General features: G+C 70.7%; 22 protein-coding genes. 12 read left to right on the top strand and 10 right to left on the bottom strand.

Annotation, left to right across the window (positions count from 1 at the left end):
* Positions 1-82: 82 nt before the first annotated feature.
* Positions 83-289 (top strand): cold-shock protein, encoded by a 207-nt coding sequence (locus LYSHEL_RS01060; RefSeq protein WP_213435209.1) that lies wholly within the window; start codon positions 83-85, stop codon positions 287-289.
* A gap of 79 nt (positions 290-368) precedes the next feature.
* On the top strand, positions 369-1,970 hold the full coding sequence (locus LYSHEL_RS01055; protein WP_213435208.1) for an acyl-CoA dehydrogenase family protein: 1,602 nt from the start codon (positions 369-371) through the stop codon (positions 1,968-1,970).
* On the opposite strand, the gene LYSHEL_RS01050 is transcribed toward LYSHEL_RS01055, so the two are convergent.
* From LYSHEL_RS01050 to LYSHEL_RS01030, 5 genes are read right to left on the bottom strand one after another with little or no spacing between them, the layout of a single operon-like run.
* The gene (locus LYSHEL_RS01050; RefSeq protein WP_213435207.1) at positions 1,967-2,554 is read right to left on the bottom strand and encodes an HD domain-containing protein; all 588 of its coding nucleotides are present in this window, start codon (positions 2,552-2,554) and stop codon (positions 1,967-1,969) included. The genes LYSHEL_RS01055 and LYSHEL_RS01050 overlap by 4 nt on opposite strands.
* The gene (locus LYSHEL_RS01045) at positions 2,547-4,349 is read right to left on the bottom strand and encodes an ABC transporter transmembrane domain-containing protein (RefSeq protein WP_213435206.1); all 1,803 of its coding nucleotides are present in this window, start codon (positions 4,347-4,349) and stop codon (positions 2,547-2,549) included. The genes LYSHEL_RS01050 and LYSHEL_RS01045 overlap by 8 nt, the downstream gene beginning before the upstream one ends.
* Positions 4,346-4,939 (bottom strand): IMPACT family protein, encoded by a 594-nt coding sequence (locus LYSHEL_RS01040; protein ID WP_213435205.1) that lies wholly within the window; start codon positions 4,937-4,939, stop codon positions 4,346-4,348. Before LYSHEL_RS01040 ends, LYSHEL_RS01045 begins: the two co-directional genes overlap by 4 nt.
* Positions 4,936-5,889, bottom strand: coding sequence for a hypothetical protein (locus tag LYSHEL_RS01035; protein WP_213435204.1), 954 nt, complete (start codon positions 5,887-5,889; stop codon positions 4,936-4,938). Before LYSHEL_RS01035 ends, LYSHEL_RS01040 begins: the two co-directional genes overlap by 4 nt.
* The gene (locus tag LYSHEL_RS01030) at positions 5,886-6,449 is read right to left on the bottom strand and encodes an RNA polymerase sigma factor (RefSeq protein ID WP_213435203.1); all 564 of its coding nucleotides are present in this window, start codon (positions 6,447-6,449) and stop codon (positions 5,886-5,888) included. The genes LYSHEL_RS01035 and LYSHEL_RS01030 overlap by 4 nt, the downstream gene beginning before the upstream one ends.
* 270 nt (positions 6,450-6,719) lie before the next feature.
* Here LYSHEL_RS01030 and LYSHEL_RS01025 point away from each other — a divergent pair, with 270 nt between their 5' ends.
* The 3 genes from LYSHEL_RS01025 to LYSHEL_RS01015 all read left to right on the top strand — a co-directional run bounded on the left by LYSHEL_RS01025 (position 6,720) and on the right by LYSHEL_RS01015 (position 10,439).
* Positions 6,720-9,587, top strand: a complete 2,868-nt coding sequence (locus LYSHEL_RS01025; protein WP_213437471.1) for an EAL domain-containing protein — start codon at positions 6,720-6,722, stop codon at positions 9,585-9,587.
* A 259-nt stretch (positions 9,588-9,846) separates the two neighbouring features.
* On the top strand, positions 9,847-10,134 hold the full coding sequence (locus LYSHEL_RS01020; RefSeq protein ID WP_213435202.1) for a ribbon-helix-helix domain-containing protein: 288 nt from the start codon (positions 9,847-9,849) through the stop codon (positions 10,132-10,134).
* Between the two features lie 50 nt (positions 10,135-10,184).
* A complete protein-coding gene (locus LYSHEL_RS01015; RefSeq protein WP_244858616.1) occupies positions 10,185-10,439 on the top strand; it encodes a hypothetical protein in 255 nt (84 codons plus the stop codon).
* Between the two features lie 3 nt (positions 10,440-10,442).
* Here LYSHEL_RS01015 and LYSHEL_RS01010 read toward each other — a convergent pair whose 3' ends face one another.
* Positions 10,443-11,882 (bottom strand): aldehyde dehydrogenase family protein, encoded by a 1,440-nt coding sequence (locus LYSHEL_RS01010; RefSeq protein ID WP_213435200.1) that lies wholly within the window; start codon positions 11,880-11,882, stop codon positions 10,443-10,445.
* Between the two features lie 14 nt (positions 11,883-11,896).
* Positions 11,897-13,240 (bottom strand): exodeoxyribonuclease VII large subunit, encoded by a 1,344-nt coding sequence (gene xseA / locus LYSHEL_RS01005; RefSeq protein WP_213435199.1) that lies wholly within the window; start codon positions 13,238-13,240, stop codon positions 11,897-11,899.
* A 113-nt stretch (positions 13,241-13,353) separates the two neighbouring features.
* Between xseA and ispG the strand changes: the two genes are divergently transcribed.
* Positions 13,354-14,628 carry a flavodoxin-dependent (E)-4-hydroxy-3-methylbut-2-enyl-diphosphate synthase gene (ispG, locus tag LYSHEL_RS01000; RefSeq protein WP_213437469.1) on the top strand — a complete coding sequence of 425 codons (1,275 nt, stop codon included), beginning with the start codon at positions 13,354-13,356 and terminating at the stop codon, positions 14,626-14,628.
* On the opposite strand, the gene LYSHEL_RS00995 is transcribed toward ispG, so the two are convergent.
* Positions 14,629-15,972 (bottom strand): cryptochrome/photolyase family protein, encoded by a 1,344-nt coding sequence (locus tag LYSHEL_RS00995; RefSeq protein ID WP_213435198.1) that lies wholly within the window; start codon positions 15,970-15,972, stop codon positions 14,629-14,631.
* Between the two features lie 146 nt (positions 15,973-16,118).
* Here LYSHEL_RS00995 and LYSHEL_RS00990 point away from each other — a divergent pair, with 146 nt between their 5' ends.
* The gene (locus tag LYSHEL_RS00990) at positions 16,119-16,502 is read left to right on the top strand and encodes a response regulator (RefSeq protein WP_213435197.1); all 384 of its coding nucleotides are present in this window, start codon (positions 16,119-16,121) and stop codon (positions 16,500-16,502) included.
* A 9-nt stretch (positions 16,503-16,511) separates the two neighbouring features.
* Here the strand turns inward: LYSHEL_RS00990 and LYSHEL_RS00985 are convergent, their stop codons facing one another.
* Both LYSHEL_RS00985 and LYSHEL_RS00980 read right to left on the bottom strand, forming a co-directional pair.
* The gene (locus LYSHEL_RS00985) at positions 16,512-16,703 is read right to left on the bottom strand and encodes a hypothetical protein (protein WP_213435196.1); all 192 of its coding nucleotides are present in this window, start codon (positions 16,701-16,703) and stop codon (positions 16,512-16,514) included.
* Between the two features lie 129 nt (positions 16,704-16,832).
* Positions 16,833-17,579: a helix-turn-helix domain-containing protein gene (locus tag LYSHEL_RS00980; protein ID WP_213435195.1), complete on the bottom strand. Its 747-nt coding sequence runs from the start codon at positions 17,577-17,579 to the stop codon at positions 16,833-16,835.
* Positions 17,580-17,722: 143 nt separating this feature from the next.
* Between LYSHEL_RS00980 and LYSHEL_RS00975 the strand changes: the two genes are divergently transcribed.
* The 5 genes from LYSHEL_RS00975 to LYSHEL_RS00955 are packed head-to-tail and all read left to right on the top strand — an operon-like array spanning position 17,723 to position 22,816.
* Positions 17,723-18,736 carry a beta-ketoacyl-ACP synthase 3 gene (locus tag LYSHEL_RS00975; RefSeq protein WP_213435194.1) on the top strand — a complete coding sequence of 338 codons (1,014 nt, stop codon included), beginning with the start codon at positions 17,723-17,725 and terminating at the stop codon, positions 18,734-18,736.
* Positions 18,736-19,725, top strand: a complete 990-nt coding sequence (locus tag LYSHEL_RS00970; protein WP_213435193.1) for an NAD-dependent epimerase/dehydratase family protein — start codon at positions 18,736-18,738, stop codon at positions 19,723-19,725. The genes LYSHEL_RS00975 and LYSHEL_RS00970 overlap by 1 nt, the downstream gene beginning before the upstream one ends.
* Entirely contained in the window at positions 19,718-20,557 is an 840-nt protein-coding gene (locus tag LYSHEL_RS00965) for an MBL fold metallo-hydrolase (protein ID WP_213435192.1), read from the top strand. The genes LYSHEL_RS00970 and LYSHEL_RS00965 overlap by 8 nt, the downstream gene beginning before the upstream one ends.
* On the top strand, positions 20,550-21,707 hold the full coding sequence (locus tag LYSHEL_RS00960) for an ATP-grasp domain-containing protein (protein WP_213435191.1): 1,158 nt from the start codon (positions 20,550-20,552) through the stop codon (positions 21,705-21,707). Before LYSHEL_RS00965 ends, LYSHEL_RS00960 begins: the two co-directional genes overlap by 8 nt.
* Positions 21,704-22,816 (top strand): hypothetical protein, encoded by a 1,113-nt coding sequence (locus tag LYSHEL_RS00955; RefSeq protein WP_213435190.1) that lies wholly within the window; start codon positions 21,704-21,706, stop codon positions 22,814-22,816. Before LYSHEL_RS00960 ends, LYSHEL_RS00955 begins: the two co-directional genes overlap by 4 nt.
* Positions 22,817-22,824 lie beyond the last annotated feature (8 nt).

Here is a 22,824-nt window from a genome sequence, read left to right as displayed (position 1 = left end):
TCCATGCATACTCCGGCCCGTGCGCCCCGGGCCCCCGCACCGGTGCGCACGTACATCGCATCCAGACGAGGTCACACAGGTTATGCAGTACGGCACCGTGAAGTGGTTCAACGACGCGAAGGGTTTCGGGTTCATCGCCCCGGAAGACGGAAGCGCCGATGTGTTCGTGCATTACTCGGCGATCAACTCCAAGGGCTTTCGCAGCCTGCAGGAAGGCCAGCGCGTCAGCTACGACGTCGTGCAGGGTCCGAAGGGAGCGCAAGCCGCTGGCGTGATCCCGGTCGCCTGACCGGACACGCAACGCAGCAAGGGAAACCCCGCTCCGGCGGGGTTTTTTTTCGGGCGCGCGGCGGGCGCAGAATGCGGCCATGACCGAGCCGACCAACCAGCCCCCCGAATTCGCCCCGCGCGACCTGTGGGCCGACGATGCTGCATTGCGGGACGCGGTGGCGCGCGAAGGGGCGGGGGCGCATGCGGGACGCATCGAAACCTACGCGCGGCTTGCGGGCGATGCGTTGTACGCGCTCTCGTTCGATGCGCATCGCGACAGGCCGCGGCTGCGCACGCACGACCGGTTCGGGGCGCGCATCGATCGCGTGGAGTTCCACCCGAACTACCACGCGCTGATGCAGGCCGCGATCGAACACGGCGTCGCCGGCCTGTCGTGGCACGCGCCGGCGCAAGGCGTGCACGTGGCGCGCGCGGCGTTGAGCTACCTGCACCACCAGGTGGAACCCGGCACCAGTTGCCCGCTGACGATGACGCATGCGGCGGTGCCCGCGCTGCGCCGCGAACCCACGCTGGCCGAGTGGGCCGCCAAGGCCGCCGCGCCGCATTACGACGCACGCGAGGTGCCGATCGGCGACAAGCGCGGCGTGACGCTGGGCATGGGCATGACGGAGACGCAGGGCGGGTCGGACGTGCGCGCCAACACCACGCGCGCCGACGCGCTCGCCGAGACGGGCACGTACGCGCTCACCGGGCACAAATGGTTTTTCAGCGCGCCGATGTCCGACGGGTTCCTCGTGCTGGCGCAGGCACCGGGCGGGCTCACGTGCTTCCTGTTGCCGCGGCGCCTGCCCGACGGCGCGCGCAATGCGTTCACGCTGGTGCGGCTGAAGGACAAGTTGGGCGACTGGTCGAATGCGTCTTCGGAAGTCGAATTCCAGGGCGCATGGGCACGACGCATCGGCGACGAAGGTCGCGGCATCGCGACCATCCTCGACATGGTGATGCTGACGCGCCTGGACTGCATGCTGGGCTCGGCGGCGGAAATGCGCATGGCGCTTGCGCACGCGCTGCACCATGCGCGGCATCGCAGTGCGTTCGGGAAGTTGCTCGTCGACCAGCCGTTGATGCGCAACGTGCTCGCCGACTTGGCGCTGGAAGCCGAAGCGGCGCTTGCTTTATCGATGCGGGTCGCGCGCGCCGTGGATGCCGCCGGGCGCGATGCGGGCGAAGCCGCATTCGCGCGCATCGCCACCGCGATCGGCAAGTACTGGATCTGCAAGCGCGCGCCGGCGTTCGTCAACGAAGCGCAGGAGTGCCTGGGCGGTGCGGGCTACGTCGAGGAATCGATCCTGCCGCGCCTGTACCGGCAGGCGCCGCTCAATTCGATCTGGGAAGGCAGCGGCAACATCCAGTGCCTCGACGTGCTGCGCGCGTTGCACCGCGAGCCGGAGAGCGCGGCGGCCTTCTTCGCCGAACTCGATGCAGCGAGTGGATTGCATGCGGCGCTCGATGCGGAAACGACGCGCCTGCGCGACGCCACGGGCGCGCCGCAGGAAGCGGAGGCGCGCATGCTGGTCGAACGCATGGCGCTCGCCTTGCAGGCGTCGGTGTTGTTGCGGGCGAATGCCGCGTGCGCGGACCTGTTCTGCCGCAGTCGCCTGGCGGGTGCGCGGGGCCAGGTGTTCGGCACGTTGCCGGCGGGCGACGACGTCGCGCCGGTGTTGTCGCGCGCGCGCTAGGCGCCGAAGAAGCCTTTCGTCTTCGCCGCGACCAGTTGCGGCTCCAGCCACGCCCACAGCGCCGGGCACCCGGCCTGGATCGGCGGCCCGACCTTGCGCACGACGCGATCGAAGCTGATCCCGTTCTCCACCCAGCTTCCGCCGCCCTGCGCGAGGTTGAGCAGCACCGGCATCGCGCGATCGGCTGCATGCGCGAAGCGCGCTTCCGGCGTCGCCCCGTCTTCGAATTCTTCCCACAACGCGAGGAACCGCGCGCCGTGCGCATTCGGCAGCATCCCGAAGATGCGTTCGACCGCCACGCGCTCGGCCGCCTTGCGCTCGGCCAGGCCTTCCTCGGCGTAGACGATCGTGTCGCCGGTATCGATCTCGCCGATGTCGTGCACCAGCAGCATCGCGACCACGCGTTGCACATCGATGCCGGGCTCGGCGAAGTCGGCCATGGCCGCGGCGAACAACGCGATCTGCCAGCTGTGTTCGGCCGAGTTCTCGTAGCGGTCCAGCCCGACGGGCTTCGACTTGCGCGTCACGCCCTTGAGGCGGTCGATCTCGAGGATGAAGTCGGCGACGGGTTGGAAATCAGGCATGGGGTGAGTCCAGGAATTGCAGGCGCGCGAGGTCCGCATACAGGCCGCCTTGCGCGAGCAGTTCGGCATGCGTGCCTTCGGCCACGATGCGGCCGGCGTCCATCACCACGATGCGGTCGGCCTTCAGCACGGTCGCCAGGCGATGCGCGATGACCAGCGTCGTGCGCCCCTGCATGAGGCGTTCCAGCGCGTGCTGCACGGCGCGTTCGCTCTGCGCGTCGAGCGCGGAGGTGGCTTCGTCGAGCAGCAGGATGGGCGCGTCCTTCAACAGCGCGCGCGCGATCGCGATGCGCTGCTGCTGGCCGCCGGACAGGCGCGCGCCGCGTTCGCCGAGTTCGCTGTCGTAGCCGCCCGGCAGCACGGACACGAACTCGTGCGCTTCGGCCGAACGCGCGGCGGCTTCGACCTCCGCGTCGCTCGCTTCCAGGCGCCCGTAACGGATGTTGTCGCGCGCGCTCGCGGCGAAGATGGTCGGCGATTGCGGCACGAGCGCGATGGATTCGCGCAGCTGGGCGGGATCGACGTCGCGGATGTCGATGCCTTCCACGCACACGCGCCCGCCCTGCGGATCGTGGAAGCGCAGCAGCAACGCGAACACGGTGCTCTTGCCGGCGCCGGACGGCCCGACCAGCGCCACCGTTTCGCCCGGCTGCACGCGCAGGCTGAAGCCTTCGAGCGCCGGGGCATCCGGCCGCGAGGGATAGTGGAAGGCGACGTCTTCGAACGCGATCTCGCCGCGCAGCGGCTGCGGCAGCGACACAGGGTGTTCCGGTGCGACGAGATTCGCGCGTTCCTGCAGCAACTCGTCGATGCGCCCCATGCCGCCGGCCGCGCGCTGCAGGTCGTTCCAGACTTCCGCCAGCGCACCGACCGAACCGCCCCCCAGCACCGCGTACAACATGAACTGCCCGAGCGTGCCGGCGGTGATGCGATGCGATACCACGTCGTGCGCGCCCGACCACAGCACCAGCACGATCGCGCCGAGGAAGGCGAGCATCGACACGACGGTGACGATGGCCTGCAAGCCGATGCGACGCCGCGCGGTGGCGACGGCCGTGGCCACGGCGCCGAAGAAGCGTTCGCGCTCGTAGGGTTCGCGCGCGTGCGCCTGCACGGTGCGGATGGCGCCGATCACTTCGCTGGCCAACGCATTCGCATCGGCGACGCGGTCCTGGCTCTGCCGCGAGATCTTCCGCAGGCGGCGGCTGCCGACCACGATCGGCAAGACGAACAACGGAATGCCGACGAGCGTCCACGCCGCCAGCCGCGGCTGCGTCACGAACATCATCACGATGCTGCCCAGCACCATCACGAAGCTGCGCAGCGCCACCGAAATGCTTGAGCCCACGACGCCGCGCAGCATTTCGCTGTCGGCCGACAGGCGCGACACCAGTTCACCGCTGCGCGTGCGTTCGAAGAACGCCGGATCCAGCGTGAGCAGGTGCGAGTACAAGCGTTGCCGCAGGTCGGCGACCACGCGCTCGCCCAGCAGGGTGATGAAGAAGAAGCGCGCGCCGGTGGCCAGCGCGAGCGCGGCGATCACCAGCATCAGCAGGCCGAAGCTCGAATCGATGCCTTCCGGGCTCGAGAAGCCCTGGTCGACCATGCGCTTCACCGCGGGCGGCAGGCTCAGCGTGGCCGCCGACGACGCACCGAGCGCGACCAGCCAGGCAGCGAACAGCACGCGATGGCGCTTCACGAATGGCCACAGCGCGCGCAGCGTCAGCAGCCGGCCCTTCGCCTGCGCGGGGTCGATGGGCACGTCGGTGGGGATGTCGCGGGAACGTCGGCTCATTGGCCCGCATTGTCCCCGATGCGCGCGCGGTTGCGGGTGGCGTCGCGCAGGTGTGCGGCCAGGGCTTCGGCGCGTTCGTCGGGGAGGCGGAATTCGAGGCGCACGCCTTGCGTGCCGAAGGTTTCGGCCAGGCGCTGCGCGCCATGCGCGGCCAGCGCGGCGTGGACGGCGCCCAGGTCGTCGAACGGCGCCTCGACCACCAGCGTCCGCCACGCGACCAGGGGCACGCGCGGCGCGGTGCGCAGGCATTCGGCCGCTGCGCCGCCGTAGGCGCGCACGAGGCCCCCCGCACCGAGGTTGATGCCGCCGTACCAGCGCGTGACCACCACGACGACCTGGTCGAAGCCCTGGCCATCGATCGCCGCAAGGATCGGCCGCCCCGCGGTGCCCGCCGGTTCGCCGTCGTCGCTGGAGCGATAGTCCTGGCCGATGCGGTAGGCCCAGCAGTGGTGCGTGGCCGGCGTGCGCGCCAGTTGCGCATGGAAGGCGAGCGCGTCGGCGGGCGTGGCGACCGGCGCGGCCTGCGCGAGGAACCGGCTGTGCTTGACCTCGAGCGCGTGCGAAACCGGGCCTGCGAGCGTGTCGCTCATTCGCCGAGCGCGCGCAGGTCTTCCGGCACGACCTGGTGCGGATAGCGATGGCGGAATTCGCGCAGGCTGGCGCGCGCGGCCTCGAGGTCGCCCGCATGCTGCAGTTCGCGGATGCGCTGCAGCCAGGCGTCGCGCACGGCGGGGCTGTCGGCGGTGGCCGGCGGGACGACTTCTTCGTCGGCTTCGGCGGACGCCGGCTCGCCGTGGTCGTCGATCAACGGAACGTTGGTCGTGTCGCGCGGCACGGGGATCCTGCTCATGTCGATCGCATCCTGCTGGCGCGACTCGGCCGCGGCGGCTTTCGCCGCGGGGGCGGCGGCCGGTGCAGCGGCGCGCTGCATCGCTGCGGGGGGCGGCGGGGCTGCAGGCGCAGCGGCAGCAGCCGCGACATTCCCGCTCGCCGCCGCATCGGCGGCCGGATGGATCGCTTCGTCGATCTCGAACGGCGGCAACGTGTCGAACGCTTCCGGCTTGCGCTGCGCATCGGCGCGCGTCGCCGGGCGCACCGACGCACTGTTGCGCTGCTGCGGCGTGCTGTCGGCCGGCGGCGGTTCCGGCACCTGCAACGGCTTGCGCGGAACCACGCGGCCTTGCATCGGCGGCGGCGGCGCGTTGTATTCCGCGAGCGGGTCTTCGGTGTGCGCGGCGGCCTGCGTCGCGCCTTGCGGCCCCGGCAGCGGGCGCAATTGCCACGCGACGGCACAGGCGATCGCGGCGGTCGCCGCATATCCCAGCAACGCGGGCCAGCGCTGGCGACGCGCGTGCGGACGGCGCGCATGCGCGGCGGCGCCTTCGACCGGTTCGGCGGCGGCCGCATGCGCGGCGGCGAGGATGCGTGCGTCGAGCGCCGACGACGGCTCGCCACGCGGCGCCGTGCGCGCCAGGCGCAGCGCGAGGGCGCGCTCTTCCGGCGTCAGCGGTGCATCGTCGTGGATGGTGTCGTCGCTCATGGCGATTCGGTTCCCAGGCCCGCGCGCAACTTGTCCATCGCGTAGCGCAGCCTCGATTTGACGGTTTCCCGGCCCACGCCGGTGATCGCGCCGATTTCCTCCAGCGTCAGTTCCTGCTCCAGCCGCAGCAGCACGACTTCGCGCTGCTCCGGCGGCAATGCGTCCAGCGCGCGCTGCAAGCGACGCCGTTGCTCGAACTCCGAGAGGTTGCGCTCGGGCGTGTCGGGATCGGGAATGCGCAGTGCGCGTTCGTCGGCGTCCTCGGGCGCGGGGGGGCGGTACTTCAGGGCGCGCCAGTGATCGCCGAGGCGATTGTGCGCGATGCGATACAGCCATGTCCCGAACGGGGCATCCGGCACCCAGCCCGCGCGCGCGCCGATCACCTTCTGCCAGATGTCCTGGAAGAACTCGTCGGCCAGCGCGTTGTCGCGCACGTGGCGCAGCAGGAAGCGATACAGCCGGGTGCGATGGCGCGAATACAGCTGCTCGAAGGCGCCCGCATCGCCGGCGACCCAGTCCAGCATCAGTTGCTCGTCGCTGTCCTGCGCGCCGTCGTCCATGGCCGGCAGCGTACGGGCTCGCGCGAGGGGCGGGAAGCGGTCGACGGAAAGGGGCAGGGCGAGGGCGCCGGCAAGGGAAGGCATGCGGGGTGCAACGGCCGGGTTCCCCCGGCGGGGTTGCCGGCCCCGGCCCGAAGCGACGTTCATGGGATTCATGGAAGGCCCGACCCTCTTGATCACCGACCGTTCACATGGCGTCGGACGGGGTATCCTCCGGGCCATGGTTGGGGGAATGACGTAGCCGTGCGCAGCCCGGACGTGGCTGATTCGATGATCGCGCCTGCGGCGCAGGCCGCGGGGCCAGCGCTTGCGCGCGGGATTCGCGAGCTGTTGCCGCCCGACGCACGGATCGTCGTGGCCTGGCGCGACCTCGCGCAGGGCGACTGGTATTCCGCCGACGACGGCGCGTCCGCCGACCTGGTGGCGCGCGCCCTGCGCACGCTCGGCAAGCACGGCCGCGCACGCGACCCGGACCTGCTGGACCACTGGACCAGCGACACCGGCACCGAGATCGTCCTGGCCGCCCACAGTCCCACCGCCGTGGCCGCGCCGCCGCGCCAGGGCTGGCAGGCGCTGGCGCGCCGCGCGATCGGCGCGTCCCTGGATGCCTGGCAGGCGAACGCGCGCATCGCGTCCCTGCAGAAGTCCGAACGCCTGCAGCAGGCGCTGTACGAAATCGCGGACCTGGCCGGGTCCAACCTCGAAATGCACGAGATGCTGCGCCGCATCCACGCGGTCGTCGGCAGCCTGATGTATGCCGAGAACTGCTTCATCGTGCTCTACGACGAACTGCGGCAGAGCCTGCGCTTCCTGTATTTCGCCGATCGCCACGATCCCTACATCGCCGATCCCTCGCACGAGATCCCGGTCGCCGAAGTCCCGACCAGCCTGACCATGGCGCTGCTGCGCCACGGCGAACCGCTGCTCGGCCCGTCGGCCGCCCTGCGCGCCAAGCTCGACATCCCGCACGATCCGCTGCACGGCCCGGATTCGGAAGACTGGCTGGGCGTGCCGATGCGCCGCGAAGGCCAGGTGTGCGGCGCGATCGTGGTGCAGAGCTACGAACACCGCGCCAGCTACAGCGACGAAGACCGCGCGCTGCTGACGTACGTGGCGCAGCACATCCTCACCGCGCTCGACCGCCGCCAGGCGCGCAGCGAACTGGAACGCCGCGTCGAGGAACGCACGCACGCCCTGCAGGAAGCCAACCGCGTCCTGCAGGCCGAGATCGTCGAACGCCAGCGCGCCGAACGCCTGCAGCGCGCGCTGTTCCGCATCGCCGAGCTGTCGATCACCTCCGAGAGCCTGGAGCGCTTCTACGCCGAAGTGCACGACGTGGTGGGCGAGTTGCTCTACGCGCGCAACTTCTACATCGCGCTGCTGGCGGGCGACGGCGACGAGCTGGAATTCCCGTACTCCATCGACGAACGCGATCCCAACCGCCCGCGCCGCAAGTTCGGCATGGGCATGACCGAGTTCGTCATCAAGACCGGCCGCGCCGTGCTCGCCGACCGCAAGGCCATCGAAGACCTGGACCGCGAAGGCAAGGTCAAGACGATGGGCACGCTGTCGCACAACTGGCTGGGCGTGCCGCTGTTCCGCGACGACCTGGTGGTGGGCGTGATCGCGGTGCAGAGCTATTCGCCGGCGGTGGCATTCACGCCGCGCGACCAGGAACTGCTGACGTTCGTCGCGCACCACATCGGCAGCGGCCTGCAGCGCAAGCAGGCGCAGGACCGGTTGATGGCCGCGCACGCCGAACTCGAACGCCGCGTCGAAGAACGCACGCGCGAACTGGCCGCCGCCAACGCCGAGCTCATGTCGCAGATCGGCGAGCGCATGCACGCCGAGCGCCGCCTCACGCACCAGGCGCAGCACGACACGCTGACGGGCCTGCCGAACCGCGCACAGCTGCTCGAACGCCTCGCGCTCGCGATCCAGCGCGCCCGCGCGTCGGATCCGGCGAGCGAAGAACACCGCACCTTCGCCGTGCTGTTCCTCGACCTGGATCGCTTCAAGCTGGTCAACGACTCCGTCGGCCACGCGGTCGGCGACGAACTGCTGATCGAGGCCGGCCGCCGCATCGTCGCGGCCGTGCGCGCGGGCGACACCGTCGCGCGCCTGGGCGGCGACGAATTCGCCATCCTCGTCGAACAGATCGACGGGCAGGGCATGGCCGAGGAACTGGCCGGCCGCGTGCTCGGCGCGTTGGGGGCGCCGGTGTGGATCGCGGGCCGCGAACTGTTCCCGACGGCGAGCATCGGCATCGCGCTGTGGGTGCCGCGCTATCGCAGCGGCGAAGACATGCTGCGCGACGCCGACGCCGCGATGTACCGCGCCAAGGGCGCCGGCCGCGACCGCAGCGCCGTGTTCGACGAAGCGATGCGCGACGAAGCCACGCGCATCCTCGACCTGGAAGCCGACCTGCGCCGCGCGATCAACGCCGACGCCTTCGAACCGCATTACCAGCCGATCGTGCGCATCGCCGACGGCGTGGTGCTCGGCCACGAAGCGTTGCTCCGCTGGAGCCACGAACGCCGCGGCCTGCTCGCGCCGGGCGAGTTCATCGGCGTGGGCGAGGACAGCGGCCTGATCGAACAGGTGGACTGGCTGCTCTACGCCCGCGTGATCCAGGACATGGCCACCGCGATGACCGAGGGCTACGTGTCGGTGAATGTCTCGCCGCGCCATTTCCGTTCCGCCGATTTCGCCGACCGCCTGCTGGGTCTGCTGTCGGATGCGAACGTCGACCCGGCGCGCCTGCGCATCGAGATCACCGAGGTCGCGCTGTTCGACGATGCGCCGCGCGCGCTGCGCACGCTGAGCAACCTGCGCAGCCACGGCGTGCTCGCGCTGCTCGACGACTTCGGCACGGGCTTCTCCGCGCTGAGCTACCTGCACCACTTCCCGATCGAGTGCCTGAAGATCGACCGCAGCTTCATCGCGGGCCTGTCGACCTCGCAACCGGAAAGCCTCGCGGTGATCCGCGCGATCCTGGCGCTGGCCGGCACGCTGAGCATCGACACGATCGCCGAAGGCATCGAGACCGAAGCGCAGCGCGATGCGCTGGTGCAACTCGGGTGCGTGAACGGGCAGGGCTACCTGTTCGGCCGGCCGCAAGGGCGCGCCGCGACCTGATCTGCGGTGTCCCGCACGGCGGCGTGCCTTCGCGCGAACGCGTCGGCGCTTTGCCGCGTGGACGCGCATTCCCTCCGACTTCGCGAATCGTCCCGTCGTCGCGCTCGTGCACGGGTGTGCATCGTGCCCGCACGCCGGCCACCGTGCGCCGGCGCGGAGTTTCGTGTCATGGACGACGTGTCTTGCGCGCCCGGCGGCAGGTTGCAACTTCAACAGGATTCAATAGGATTCCATCCTGTCCCCGAACGGAGCCGCCCCCATGCGTTCCACCCAGCAATTCAGCATCACCCTGCCCAACGAGATGGCCGACGCCGTGCGCGCGCACGTGGCCTCGGGCGATTACGCGACGGAGAGCGAAGTGATCCGCGATGGCCTGCGGGCGCTGTTCGCGCGCGAACGCGCGATGGAAGCGTGGTTGCGCGAGGACGTGGTGGCTTCGGCGCGGGAGTTCGACCGCGCGCCCGGCCGCGCGCTGTCGGTGGAGGCGGTGCGCAGCCGCCTCGGCGGCGCGGCGCCTGCGACTGCGAAGCGCCGCGGCCGTACCTGATCCGCTTCGCGCCGCGCGCCGTCGCCGACCTGGAAGCGTTGCACGCGTACTTGTCGCGACACGCCGGCTACGTGCGCGCGGACCACGAACTCGCATCGCTGGTGGACTGGTGCGGCAGCTTCTCGATCTTCCCGCACCGCGGCACGCTGCGCGACGACGTGCTGCCCGGCCTGCGCGTCGCGCACCACCGCGAGCGCACCGCGGTCGCGCTGCGGGTCGATGAAGCGCATGCGCGCGTCGCGATCCTGGCCGTATACCCGCGCGGCCGCGACGTCGACGCGGCGTTGCAGACGATCGGTGCGTGACGCTCAGGCGTCGCGCACCACCAGCAGGCGCGGCTCGGTCATGTCCTCGATCGCGCTGCGGATGCCTTCGCGGCCGAGGCCAGATCCCTTCACCCCGCCGTAGGGCATGTTGTCGACGCGGAAACTCGGCACGTCGCCCACGATCACGCCACCGACCTCCAGCGCATCCCACGCCCGCATCGCGTGCGCGAGCGAACCGGTGAACACGCCGGCCTGCAGGCCGAAGTCGCTGTCGTTGACGATCGCGATCGCATCCTCGAAATCATCGAACGGCTCCAGCAACGCCACCGGCCCGAACGCTTCCTTGCGGTACAGCTCGCAGTCGCGCGGCACTTTCTCCAGCAGCGCGGCCGGCACCAAGTTGCCCTTGCGCTTGCCGCGCACGATCGCCTTCGCACCACCCGCGATCGCCGCATCCATCCACGCATCGATGCGCTTGGCCGCGGCTTCGTCCACGACGGGCCCGATGGTCACGCGTTCGTCCTTGGGATCGCCCATGCGCAGCTTGCCCACTGCATCGGCCATCGCCTTGCGGAACTTCGGATACAACGCGCGGTGCACCAGGATGCGCTGCACGCTGATGCAACTCTGGCCGGACTGGTAGTACGCGCCGAACACCATGCGATCGACGACCTTCGCGAGCGACTGCCCCGGATCCTCGTCCACGATGCACGCCGCGTTGCCGCCCAGTTCCAGCGTGACTTTCTTGCGGCCCGCGCGCGCCTTCAGGTCCCAGCCCACCAGGCCGCCGGTGAAGCTGAGCAGCGCGATGCGTTCGTCCTCGACCAGCAGGCCGGCGTCTTCGTTGGAGCAGGGCAGGATCGAGAACGCGCCTTTCGGCAGGTCGGTTTCCGAAAACACTTCGCCGATGATCAGGGCGCCGATCGGTGTCTTCGCCGCGGGCTTCAACACGAACGGGCAGCCCGCCGCCAACGCCGGCGCCACCTTGTGCGCCACCAGGTTCAACGGGAAATTGAACGGCGTGATGAACGCGCACGCGCCGATGGGCACGCGCTTGACCATGCCGCGATAGCCGCGCGTGCGCGGGGAAATCTGCAGTTCCAGCACGTCGCCGCCGATGCGCGTGGCTTCGCCGGCGGCGATGCGGAAGGTATCGATCAGGCGGGTGACCTCACCGCGCGAATCCTTGATCGGCTTGCCGGCCTCCACGCACAACGCCAGCGCCAGTTCCTCGCTGCGTTCGGTGAAGCGGCGCACGCAATGCTCCAGCACGTCGCGGCGCGCATCCGGCGGGAATTCGGCCATCGCCTTGCGCGCCTTGTGCGCGGCAACGATGGCCTTGCGCACGAGCGCGGCATCGGCGAAGGCCACGCGCGTGGCGCGCTTGCCGGTGAACTTGTCGAGGACGTCGAGTTCGGTCTTGGTGTGGACCGCCGCGTTCGCGAGGTAGCAAGGAAAGTGTTTCGCAAGCTTGTCGACCATGGCGGTTCTCCGGATCAATCGTCGGGGGCGATCACGCGCAACGGCAGGGTTCCATCGGCCAGGCGCGCCTGCACGCGATCCCCGACCTTCGCATCGTTCACCCCGCGCACGACGTGTCCATCGTCGCGCAGCAGGATGCTGTAGCCGCGCGCCACCGTGGCCAGCGGACTCACCGCTTCCAGTGAACGCGCCAGCCCACGCAGGTGCATCGCATCGTGCTGCAGGCGCCGCGCGATCACCGAACGCGGACGCTGCCGCAGCGCTTCCAGCCGCTGGCGCAGCAAGGCCACGCGCCGGCGCGGTTGCATGGTGCGCAACACCGCGTCGGCGTGGCGCATGCGCGCGCGCCAATGTTCGAGTTGCTTGCGCCATGCGGCCTCCAGGCGCCGCTGCGCTTCGGCCTGGCGCCGCAGCAGCAGGTCCAGGCGCGCGCGGGGGCGCAGGGCGTGCAGGCGCAGCGCCGCGCGATCGGCGCGCTGTGCGTCGCGACGCAGATGGTGCAGCTGCAGCGTCGCCATGCGCCGATGCAGGCCCTGCAGGCGCACGCGCAGGTCGGCGCGCGCGGGCACCAGCAGTTCGGCGGCGACCGACGGCGTCGGCGCACGCAGGTCCGCCACGAAATCGCTGAGGCTGAAATCCGTCTCGTGCCCGATCGCCGAGACGACCGGAATCGGCGATGCCGCGATCGAGCGCACCAGCCGCTCGTCGTTGAAGGCCCACAGGTCTTCGAGCGACCCGCCGCCGCGGGCGAGCAGCAGCGTGTCGTAGCGCCCGGAGCGCACCGCGCGCTGGAGCATCGCGACGATCTGTGCCGGCGCCGTTTCGCCCTGCACCTGCACCGGCAGCACATCCACTTCCACCAGCGGGAAGCGCCGCGCCAGCACGCTCAGCACATCGCGCACCGCCGCGCCCGACGGCGAGGTGAGCACGCCGATGCGCCGCACGAAGGCGGGCAGGGGGCGCTTGCGTTCGGCTTCGAACAGGCCCTCGGCCTGCAGCTTCGCCTTGAGTTCCTCGAACGCCCGCCGCAGCGCGCCTTCGCCCGCTTCCTCCAGCGAATCCAGGATCAGCTGGTAGTCGCCACGCGCCTCGTACAGCGTGAGGCGGCCGCGCGCGAGCACGCGCAGGCCTTCGCGCGGGACGAAGTTCAGCCACTGGCTCTTGGGCTTGAACAGCGCGCAGCGCACCTGGGCGCGCGCGTCCTTCAGGGTGAAGTAGAGGTGCCCGGACCCGGGCCGGGAGAGATTCCCCAGCTCGCCTTCCACCCACACCAGCGGGAACGCCCCTTCCAGCAGGTCGCGCGCCAGCGTGTTGAGCTGGGTGGGCGAGAGGATCTTGCGGGCGTCGTCGCGGGTCATGCGGGGGCTTGGAACGGCGGGACACGGTACCGCAGGCCCGTGAACGGGTCACGCGGCCGGGCCAGTCGCAGGGCCACGTGCAGGGCCGCGGTCGTAGAATGCGCGCCATGTCGATGCCCCTCCGCGATCCGCTGACCGACCTCCCGCCGCCCTGCGCCGACGCCCCGCGCTTCGGCCCGTCGCCGCGCCGCGCCACGCGCCAGGTGCGCGTCGGCGGCATCGCGGTGGGCGGCGACGCGCCGGTGGTCGTGCAGTCGATGACCAACACCGACACGGCGGACGTCGCCTCGACGACGAAGCAGGTCGCCGACCTGTGGCGCGCCGGCTCCGAACTCGTCCGCGTCACCGTCAACACGCCCGAAGCCGCTGCGGCCGTGCCGCGCATCGTCGAGAAGCTGGCGATGATGAACGTGCATGTCCCGATCATCGGCGACTTCCACTACAACGGGCACCAGCTGCTCGCCGGCGAACCGGCGTGCGCGCAGGCGCTGGCGAAGTACCGCATCAACCCGGGCAACGTGGGCTTCGGCAAGAAGCGCGACACGCAGTTCGCGCAGCTCATCGAATTCGCGATGCAGTACGACAAGCCCGTGCGCATCGGCGCCAACTGGGGCTCGCTCGACCAGGCCCTCGCCGCGCAGCTGATGGACGAAAACCATGCGCGCGCCGAACCCTGGGATGCCGGCCGCGTGCTGCGCGAAGCGCTCATCCGCTCGGCGCTGGATTCGGCCGACCGCGCCGTCGCGCTGGGCCTGCCGGCCGATCGCATCATCCTCAGCGCGAAGGTCAGCGGCGTGCAGGAACTGATCGCCGTGTACCGCGAACTCGCCACGCGCGGCACGTACGCGCTGCACCTGGGCCTCACCGAAGCCGGCATCGGCAGCAAGGGCATCGTCGCGTCCAGCGCGGCGCTCGCGGTGCTGCTGCAGGAAGGCATCGGCGACACGATCCGCATCTCGCTCACGCCCGATCCGGGCGCCTCGCGCACGCAGGAAGTCATCGTCGCGCAGGAACTGTTGCAAACCCTCGGCCTGCGCGCGTTCACGCCGATGGTCACCGCGTGCCCCGGGTGCGGGCGCACGACGTCCGAGTTCTTCCAGGAACTGGCCAAGTCGGTGCAGGAACACGTGCGCGACAAGATGCCCACGTGGAAGATCACCCACCCGGGCGCGGAAAACCTCACGCTCGCGGTGATGGGCTGCGTGGTGAACGGCCCCGGCGAATCGCGCCACGCCAACATCGGCATCTCGCTGCCCGGCACGGGCGAAGCGCCGGCCGCGCCGGTGTTCATCGATGGCGAGAAGGCGAAGACGCTGCGCGGGGACAACATCGCGCAGGAATTCGTCGCGATGATCGACGACTACGTCGAATCAAAGTACGGCCGCTGATCAGCCGCGCCGCTTGTAGGCGGCCAGGGCCGCGTCGCGCGTTTCCGCCAGGTCCACGATCGGCGCCGGGTAACGCGGCGTCCCGAGTTCCGGCACCCAGCGCCGCACGTACGCCGCGTCCGGATCGAAGCGTTTGGCCTGTAACAGCGGATTGAAGATCCGGAAATAGGGCGCGGCATCCGCGCCGGTGCCGGCCACCCATTGCCAGCCGAGCGTGTTGTTCGCCAAGTCCGCGTCCACCAGCGTGTCCATGAACCAGCGCGCGCCATGCGACCAGTGCATGCGCAACTGCTTCGTCAGGAAACTCGCCACCAGCATGCGCACCCGGTTGTGCATCCAGCCGGTGTGCCACAGCTCGCGCATGCCGGCATCGACGATCGGGACGCCGGTGCGGCCGCGCGTCCACGCATCGAACTGCACCGCATCGAACGGGGCCCAGTCGAAGTCGTCGAAGCGCGGGTCGAGGTTGCGGTCCACCGTGTGCGGGAAATGGTGCAGCAGGTGATGCGCGAACTCGCGCCAGCCGAGTTGGCGCTGGTAGGCCGCGCGCGCTTCGGGGGGCGCATCCGCATCGCCGATCGCCGCGAACACGCGCTGCACCGACACCTCGCCGAAATGCAGGTGCGGCGACAAGCGCGACGTGCCTTCGATCGCAGGCACGTCGCGTGCGTCGGGATACGCGGCGATGCGCGGCAGGAACGTGGTGAGCGCCGCGCGCGCGCCGATTTCGCCCGGGAACCATTGCGTCCAGAAGTCGTGGTCCCAGCCGCGCTTCGGCGCCAGGCCCAGGGCATCGATCGTCGTTGCGTCCGCGGCCTCCGGCGGCGCCGGCAAGCGCTTCGGCGCATCCCACGGCCGCGGCTTGCGCAACTGCGCGCTTGCGGTCTTCCAGAACGGCGTGAACACCCGGTACGGATCGCCTTGTTTCGTCGCGACGTCCCAGGGTTCGATCAGCAGCGCGCCGTTGAAGCTTTCCGCGTGCAGGCCGCCGCGGCGCAGGGCACGCTTGATCGTGGTGTCGCGTTGTTCGAACGCGGGCTCGTAGCGCCGCGTCCAGAACACGGCTTCGGCGCCCGTCGCGGCAGCGAGGCGTTCGAGGGCGGGCAGGGTGGGGCCGCGCAGCACGGTGAGACGCGAACGGCGCGCCCGCAGCGCGCCGTCCAGCGCATGAAGCGAGCGATGCCGCCACGCATCCGAGGCCGCACCGTTCGCATGCGGGCCGGCTTCGTCGGGTGCGTGGATATACACCGGCACCGGCGCGTAGCCCTGCGCGAGCGCCGCCTGCAGGGCGGGCTGGTCGTCGAGTCGCAGGTCATTGCGGAACCACACCAGCGCCGTGGGCATCGACGTTCCTTCGCGGGTCGGGCGGAGCATAGCGTTGCGTCCGGACGATTCGCGTGCACGCCGGGAAAATCGCCCCCTGTGCCGCCTGCCGTGCGCGCAAGGCCCCGCGCAGAATGCCTCGCACTCAGTATCGCAAGGAACCTGGCATGGCCCGCATCCTGATCGTCGACGACTGCCCGCTGCAACGCGCGCTCTCCCTCAAGGTGGTGCAGGCGCTCGGCCACACCGGCATCGTGTGCAGCGACGGCCAGGCGGGCGTGGAAGCCGCGATGCGCGAACGCCCGGACCTGGTGCTGATGGACGTGGTGATGCCCGGCATCGACGGCTACGCCGCCACGCGCACGCTCTGCAACCATCCCGCGTTGCGCGACATGCCGATCGTGCTGGTCACCGGCCGGTCGCAACCCACCGATTGCGAATGGGGCTTGCGCCAGGGCGCGGCCGGCTACGTCACCAAGCCGGTGCGCCCGGAGGAACTCGCCGGCGTGATCGTGCAGTTGCTCGGAACGCCGGCGAAGCAGGCGGGCTGAGCGCCCGCCTCATTCCCAGTCGTGGCCGCCGGGTTCGGTGGCCAGCGCAGGCGCCACTGCGAACGCAGCGTTGATCTGTTCCATCAGGTCGTCGGCGATCGCCTCGGCGATGCGGCCTTCCCATTCGCGCAGCTGCTGGTTGTCGGCGGAATGCGCCTTGCGCATTTCCGCGAGCACTGCTTCGAGCTTCTTGATGTTCATTGCGGCCGTCCCCTGAAAACGGTCTGCCCATGAGCGGGCGGTGCATACGCTAGTCCGCGGCAGTGAGGCCTGGGTGAACGCGCGACGCAGCGTAGGGCGCGCAGCCGGTGGACGGCACGCCGCAGTGCGTCATTCGCGGGCGTCCGTCCCGCGCCGCAGCGCAGTGAACGCCGAGAATTCCCAGCGTCGCAGCGCGAAGACCGCACTGCAGCCGTGGCGCGCTTCGAGCGGCAACTGCGTGTCGCGTCGCACCAATTCGTCGAACTCGCGCGCCAGCCGCGCCATCCCCGCCGCCACGTGTCGCATCGCAGCATCCGACAGCGTGCCGCCCATGAAGTGGAACGCATCGCCGCCCTGGTCGAAGGCGCCGCCGAAGAACTCCGGCACCACGCGTTGCAGGAAGAACGCATGCACCGGTCCGCCCGGTTGCCAGGCGAAGTTGCGCGCGGTGCGCTTGGTGAAACGCTTCGGCGGGCGGTAGTCGATGATCCGCAACTGGTCCAGGCGCAGGAGAAGCGACACAAGTTCGTTCTCGTCGACGCGGAACGCCGCCAGGATCTCGGCGAACTTCCAGTCGTTGACGATGAGGTAGGTCGCCAGCAGCAGCTTGGGGTCGGAGACGAGCGCATGTTCCTGCGCATCGTCCAGCACGGTGAGGATGCTGGCGTCCGGTTCGCCCTGCAGCAGGTCCACCAGCTCGACGCCGAGCGCTTCGCAGATGGCATCCAGGCGCGCCAGCGAGAAGTCGCCGCGGCCCAGGTCGCGCTTGACGGTCACTTCGCTCACGCCCAGCCGCGTGGCGAGTTCGCGATAGGTCAGGCCGCGCTCGCGCAGCCGGTCGCGGATCGCCTGCACCACCAGTTTGGAAGCCGCCATCCCGCCCTCTCCCCGCGTGATCCCTGCGCCCGTATCGCTTCCTGATCCCCGCCGGCTCGCGCATCGCGCCGGTGGCGCTGCATCATTGCGCATCGCGCCCCGGGTCCGCACCCTCGCCGCGCCCCTTCCAACGCGAGCGTGCAATGTCGTCCCGATCGCTTCCCGTCCCGCTCCGCATCCTCGGCACGGGCACGTTCACCCCGGGCCGCCGGGTGGAGTCCACCGAATTCGACGCCCGCTGGCGCAAGCCCGCCGGCTGGACGCAACGCCATACCGGCATCGACCATCGCCACCATGCGACCGCCGACGAAACCACTTCGGCGATGGCCGCGCATGCCGCACGCGAAGCGCTGGACCGCGCGGGCCTGCAGGCCCGCGACCTGGACCTCGTCGTCTCGGCCTGCAGCGTGATGGAGCAGGCGATCCCGTGTTCGGCGGTGTTCGTGCATCGCCGCCTCGGCCTCGAAGGCACCGGCATCGCCGCGTTCGACGTCAACGCGACCTGCCTGAGCTTCCTCGCCGCGCTCGACATGGTGGCGTGCATGCTGGCCGCCGGGCGCCTGGAGCGCGCGTTGATCGTCTCCAGCGAAATCGCATCGGCCGGCTTGAACTGGGACGACCCGGATTCGGCGCCGCTGTTCGGCGACGGCGCCGCGGCGGTGGTCGTGTCGCGCGCACCGGCCGATTCGCGATCGCAGCTCCTCGCCGCGCACATGGAAACCTATTCGGAAGGCGCCGAGCTGTGCCGCGTGCGCGCCGGCGGCACCCGCCTGCGCGTGGCCGACGACATGGACGCGTATCGCGATGCCGCGCGTTTCGAAATGGCGGGCAAGGCCACCTATCGCCTCGCCGCGCAATTGTTGCCGGGCTACCTGGCGCGCTTGTTCGGCCGCGCGGGCGTCACGCTCGATGACCTCGATGCGTTCGTCCCGCACCAGGCCAGCGACAAGGCGCTCGCGCACCTGCAACACGCCTTGCGCCTGCCCGAGGACCGGCTGGTGCGCATCCTGTCCACGCACGGCAACCAGATGGCCGCATCGATCCCGACGGCCCTGCATCGTGCGATCGACGCCGGGCGCATCGTGCGCGACGACCTCGTGGCGCTGGTCGGCTCCGGTGCGGGCCTGTCGTTCGGCGGCGCGGTGCTGCGCTACTGATGGCCCGCGTCCTCGTCACCGGCGCCAGCGGGTTCATCGGTGCGCACGTCGTCGCGGCGTTGCGCGCGCGTGGTCACGCGGTGGTCGCGAGCGGGCGCAACGCGGCGAAGCTGCCGCGGCCGGCGCCCGGCGTCGACGTGCGCATCGCCGACCTGGCGTGCGACCCGATGGCGCCGTTGCTCGCGGGCTGCGACACGGTCGTGCACGCCGCCGCGCTGTCGGCGCCGTGGGGCGCGTCCGCCGACTTCCAGCGGGCGAACGTGCTGGCCACGCAGCGCGTCGCGCGCGCCAGCCTCGACGCCGGCGTGCGTCGCTTCGTGCACCTGGGCTCGCCGAGCATCTACTTCCGATTCGAGGACCAGTACGAGGTGCGGGAGGAATTCGCCGCGCCCGCGCGCTGGATCACGCCCTATGCGCAGAGCAAGTGGGCGTCGGAACAAGTGGTGCGCGCGATCGCCGCCGAAGGCCTGCCCGCCATCGTGCTGCGCCCGCGCGCGGTGTTCGGCCCGGGCGACAACGCGATCCTGCCGCGCTTGCTCGCGGTGGCCGCGCGCGGCTGGTTTCCGCTGATCCACGGGGGCAGGGCGGTCGTGGATGTCACCTGCGTCGACAACGTGGCCGCGCTCGTCGCCGATGCGATCGATGCCGACGTGCCCGGCGACGGGCGCGCGTACAACATCACCAACGGGGATCCGATCGAAGTGCGCACCCTGGTGTCGCTGCTGTTCGATGCGCTCGACATGCGCGTGCGCCGCGTGGCGATCCCGCGCGGCCTGGCGGTGCCGCTGGCGGCGGTGTCCGAACGCATCGCACGCCTGCGTCCGGGGTGTCCCGAACCGCGACTCACGCGCTATGGCGTCGGCGTGCTGGGTTACTCGCAGACGCTCGACATCGCGCGCGCGCGGCGCGAGCTCGCGTATTCGCCTGGCACGTCGATCGCCGAGGGCATCGCGTCGTTCGCGCACTGGTGGAGGCGCCAGCATGCTTGAGTGGCGCCTCTACGAAGCCGGCCATTGCATGCACCCGGAACTGGCGACGCTGCAGGGGGGCCGCCTGGCGCCGTGCGCGTTTCCCGCGCTGGTCGCTGCCCTCCGGCACCCCGTGCACGGGAGGATCCTGTTCGATACCGGTTACGCGCATGCGTTCTTCGCCGCGACCGCGCGCTTCCCCGAGCGCCTCTACCGCTGGGCGACGCCGGTGCGCCTGCAGGAGGGCGAATCCCTCGTGGCGCAACTCGCACGCGATGGCATCGCGGCGGGGGACATCGCCTGGGTCGTCGTGTCGCACCTGCACGGCGACCACGTGGGCGGCCTCGCGGATTTCCCGCTGGCGCGCATCGCCTGCGCGCGCGAAGCGGTCGACTGGATGCGCGCGCGCGGTCGCATCGGCGCGCTGCGCAAGGGTGTGTTGCCGGCGTTGTTCGACAGCGCAACGCAGGCGCGCATGGAAGCGTTCGAAGATCGGCGCACGGTGGCGCTGGAGGGGCCGTTCGCGCGCTTCGGCGTGGCGCGCGACCTGTTCGACGACGGCAGCCTGCTCGCGATTCCCCTGCCGGGCCATGCGCCCGGGCATTACGGCCTGTTGTTCCGCGATGCGGACGGGCTCGTCTTCCTCGTCGCCGACGCGAGCTGGTCGAGCCACGCGATCCGCGCGGGCATTCCGCCGCCGGCCGCGGTCACCGGCTGGCTCGGCGACACCGACGCCTATCGCACGACGCTCGCGCACCTGCATGCGCTGCATCGCGAAGCGCCGCACGTGCGCCTCGTCCCGGCGCACTGCAGGGAATGGCGTCCCGCGGGCGAGGGCCTCGCCCATGCGTAGCGTGTTGATCCTCGGCGGGCGCGCGCCGGTCGCGCTCGACCATGCGCGCCGCTTCCACCGCCAGGGCTGGCGCGTGGTGGTCGGCGATTCCATCCCGTGCCGCTTGTCCGCGTTCTCGCGCGCCGTGCACGCGAGCGTGCGCCTGGCCTCGCCGCGCCATGCACCGACAGGGTTCGTCACGGGCTTGCGCGCCGCCATCGACCAGCACCGGATCGACCTGGTGGTGCCGACCTGCGAGGAAGCCTTCCATCTTTCGCGCCATCGCGATGCGCTGCCGGCGGGCACGCAATACGCCGTGGATGGATTCGAGCAACTGCGCGCGCTGCACAGCAAGTGGACGTTCCTCGGCCTGGCGCAGCACTGCGGCGCGCACGTGCCGGACAGCGCGCGCGTGCATTCGATCGAACAGGCCCGCGAATGGGCGAAGGGCGCGCCGGTGGTGCTGAAGCCGGAGTACTCGCGCTTCGGCGTCCACGTGCGCCTGCATCCGCACGGCATGCCCGAGGATGCGCCGCCGCTGGCGCAAGCCGGGGCGTGGGTCGTGCAGCGCTTCCATGCAGGGACGGAAGCCTGCTCCTACAGCGTCGCGCACGCAGGCCGGCTGCTGGCGCACGCGTGTTACCGGCCGAAGCATCGGCTCGGTGCGAGTTCGAGCTACTACTTCGCCCCCCACCGATCGGAAGCGATCCGCGGCTTCGTCGAAACCTTCGTGCGGAAGATCGGTTACACCGGGCAGATCGCCTTCGACTGGATCGAAGGCGCCGACGGCACCGCGACGGTGCTCGAATGCAATCCGCGCGCCGTGAGCGGCGTGCACCTGTTCGCGCCGGACGATGCGCTGCCGGACGCGTTGTGCGGGCAGGGCGATGCCTGCGTCGAGCCGGCGGAAGCATCGCCGCGCATGCTCGCCGCCATCATGCTCGGCGCGGGCGGGGCGCGTGCCTTGCGCACGGGTCGCATGGGCGAATGGCGACAGGACTGGAGGCGCGCGCGCGACGTCATCGGCGTCGCCGGCGATCGCGCGCCGCTGGCGGGCGCCATCGCCGACCTGGCCGCCTATGCATGGTCCGCGTGGCGTTCGGGCAACACCTTGCGCGAGGCGGCGACGCAGGACATCGAATGGGACGGCGAGCCCCTGCCGGACGCATGAACGCGCGCATCGCAGCGACACCCGCCGGCGCGCTCGATGGCGCGGACTTCGCGCGCCTGCATCCGGCTGACGCGCTCGCGCGCTTCATCCCCAACGTGCCCGGTCGAATGCAAGCGATCGGCGCAGGCGATGCACGACTTCCCGTGCTGGTGTGCGAACCCGGGGCCGACGCCGCCTGGACCTGTTCGCCGACCACCGCTTGGGCGCGCTGCGGCCGCGAGGAAGCTGCGCGCACGCTGCCCGGGTGGCTCGGCGCGCCGGTCGGCGGCCTGTTGCGTGGCGTGGAAGCATGGCTGGCGCGCGCGGGCGTGGATCGCGTCGTCGTGCTCGACCACTGGCTGCTGTCCACCGACCTGCACGCGCCGGTGGCAGGCGTCGACCTGCCGCGCGCCATGGACGAGGCCCGCGACCGCTGGCCCGGTCATGCGCTGTGGATGCGCTCGTTGAACGCGATCGACAACGCCGACTGGTTGCAGGCGCTCGAACGCGCGGGCAGCACGCTGGTCGCCAGCCGGCAGGTGTACCTGTATCGCGACGTGCCCGCGCTTGTGGCGCGCCACCGCGACATGAAGCGCGACTTCGCCCTGCTCGCGAAGACCGCGCTGCATCGCGCGCACGACGACGGGATCGGCGAGCGCGACTACGCGCGCATCGCGCAGTTGTATGCACAGCTGTACCTGGACAAGTATTCGCGGTTCAACCCGATGTATACCGAAGCCTTCCTGCGCGCGTGGCACCGCGCGGGCCTGCTCGAATTCCATGGCTTCCGCAACGACGCCGGCGACCTGGCGTGCATCGTCGGCCTGTTCCGCCGCGCCGGCACCGTGAGCGCCCCGATCGTGGGGTACGACACGCAGCAGCCGCAATCGCTCGGCCTGTATCGCCTGCTCACCGCGCTCGCGTTCGAACGCGTGGCGCAGACTGGCGAACGCCTCAACTTCAGCGCGGGCGCAGCGGGCTTCAAGCGCTCGCGCGGCGGGATCCCCGCGATCGAATACGGTGCATTCGACGTGCGCCATCTTCCGCGGCGTTCGCGCGCCGCGGTCGCGCTGCTGTCGCAAGCGACGCGGCGCATCGGTGTTCCCCTCCTGCAACACTACAGACTCTGACGACCGGC

This window comes from Lysobacter helvus (assembly GCF_018406645.1).
GTDB classification, from domain to species: Bacteria; Pseudomonadota; Gammaproteobacteria; order Xanthomonadales; family Xanthomonadaceae; genus Noviluteimonas; species Noviluteimonas caseinilytica.
This window is presented reverse-complemented; position numbering and strand designations above follow the sequence as displayed.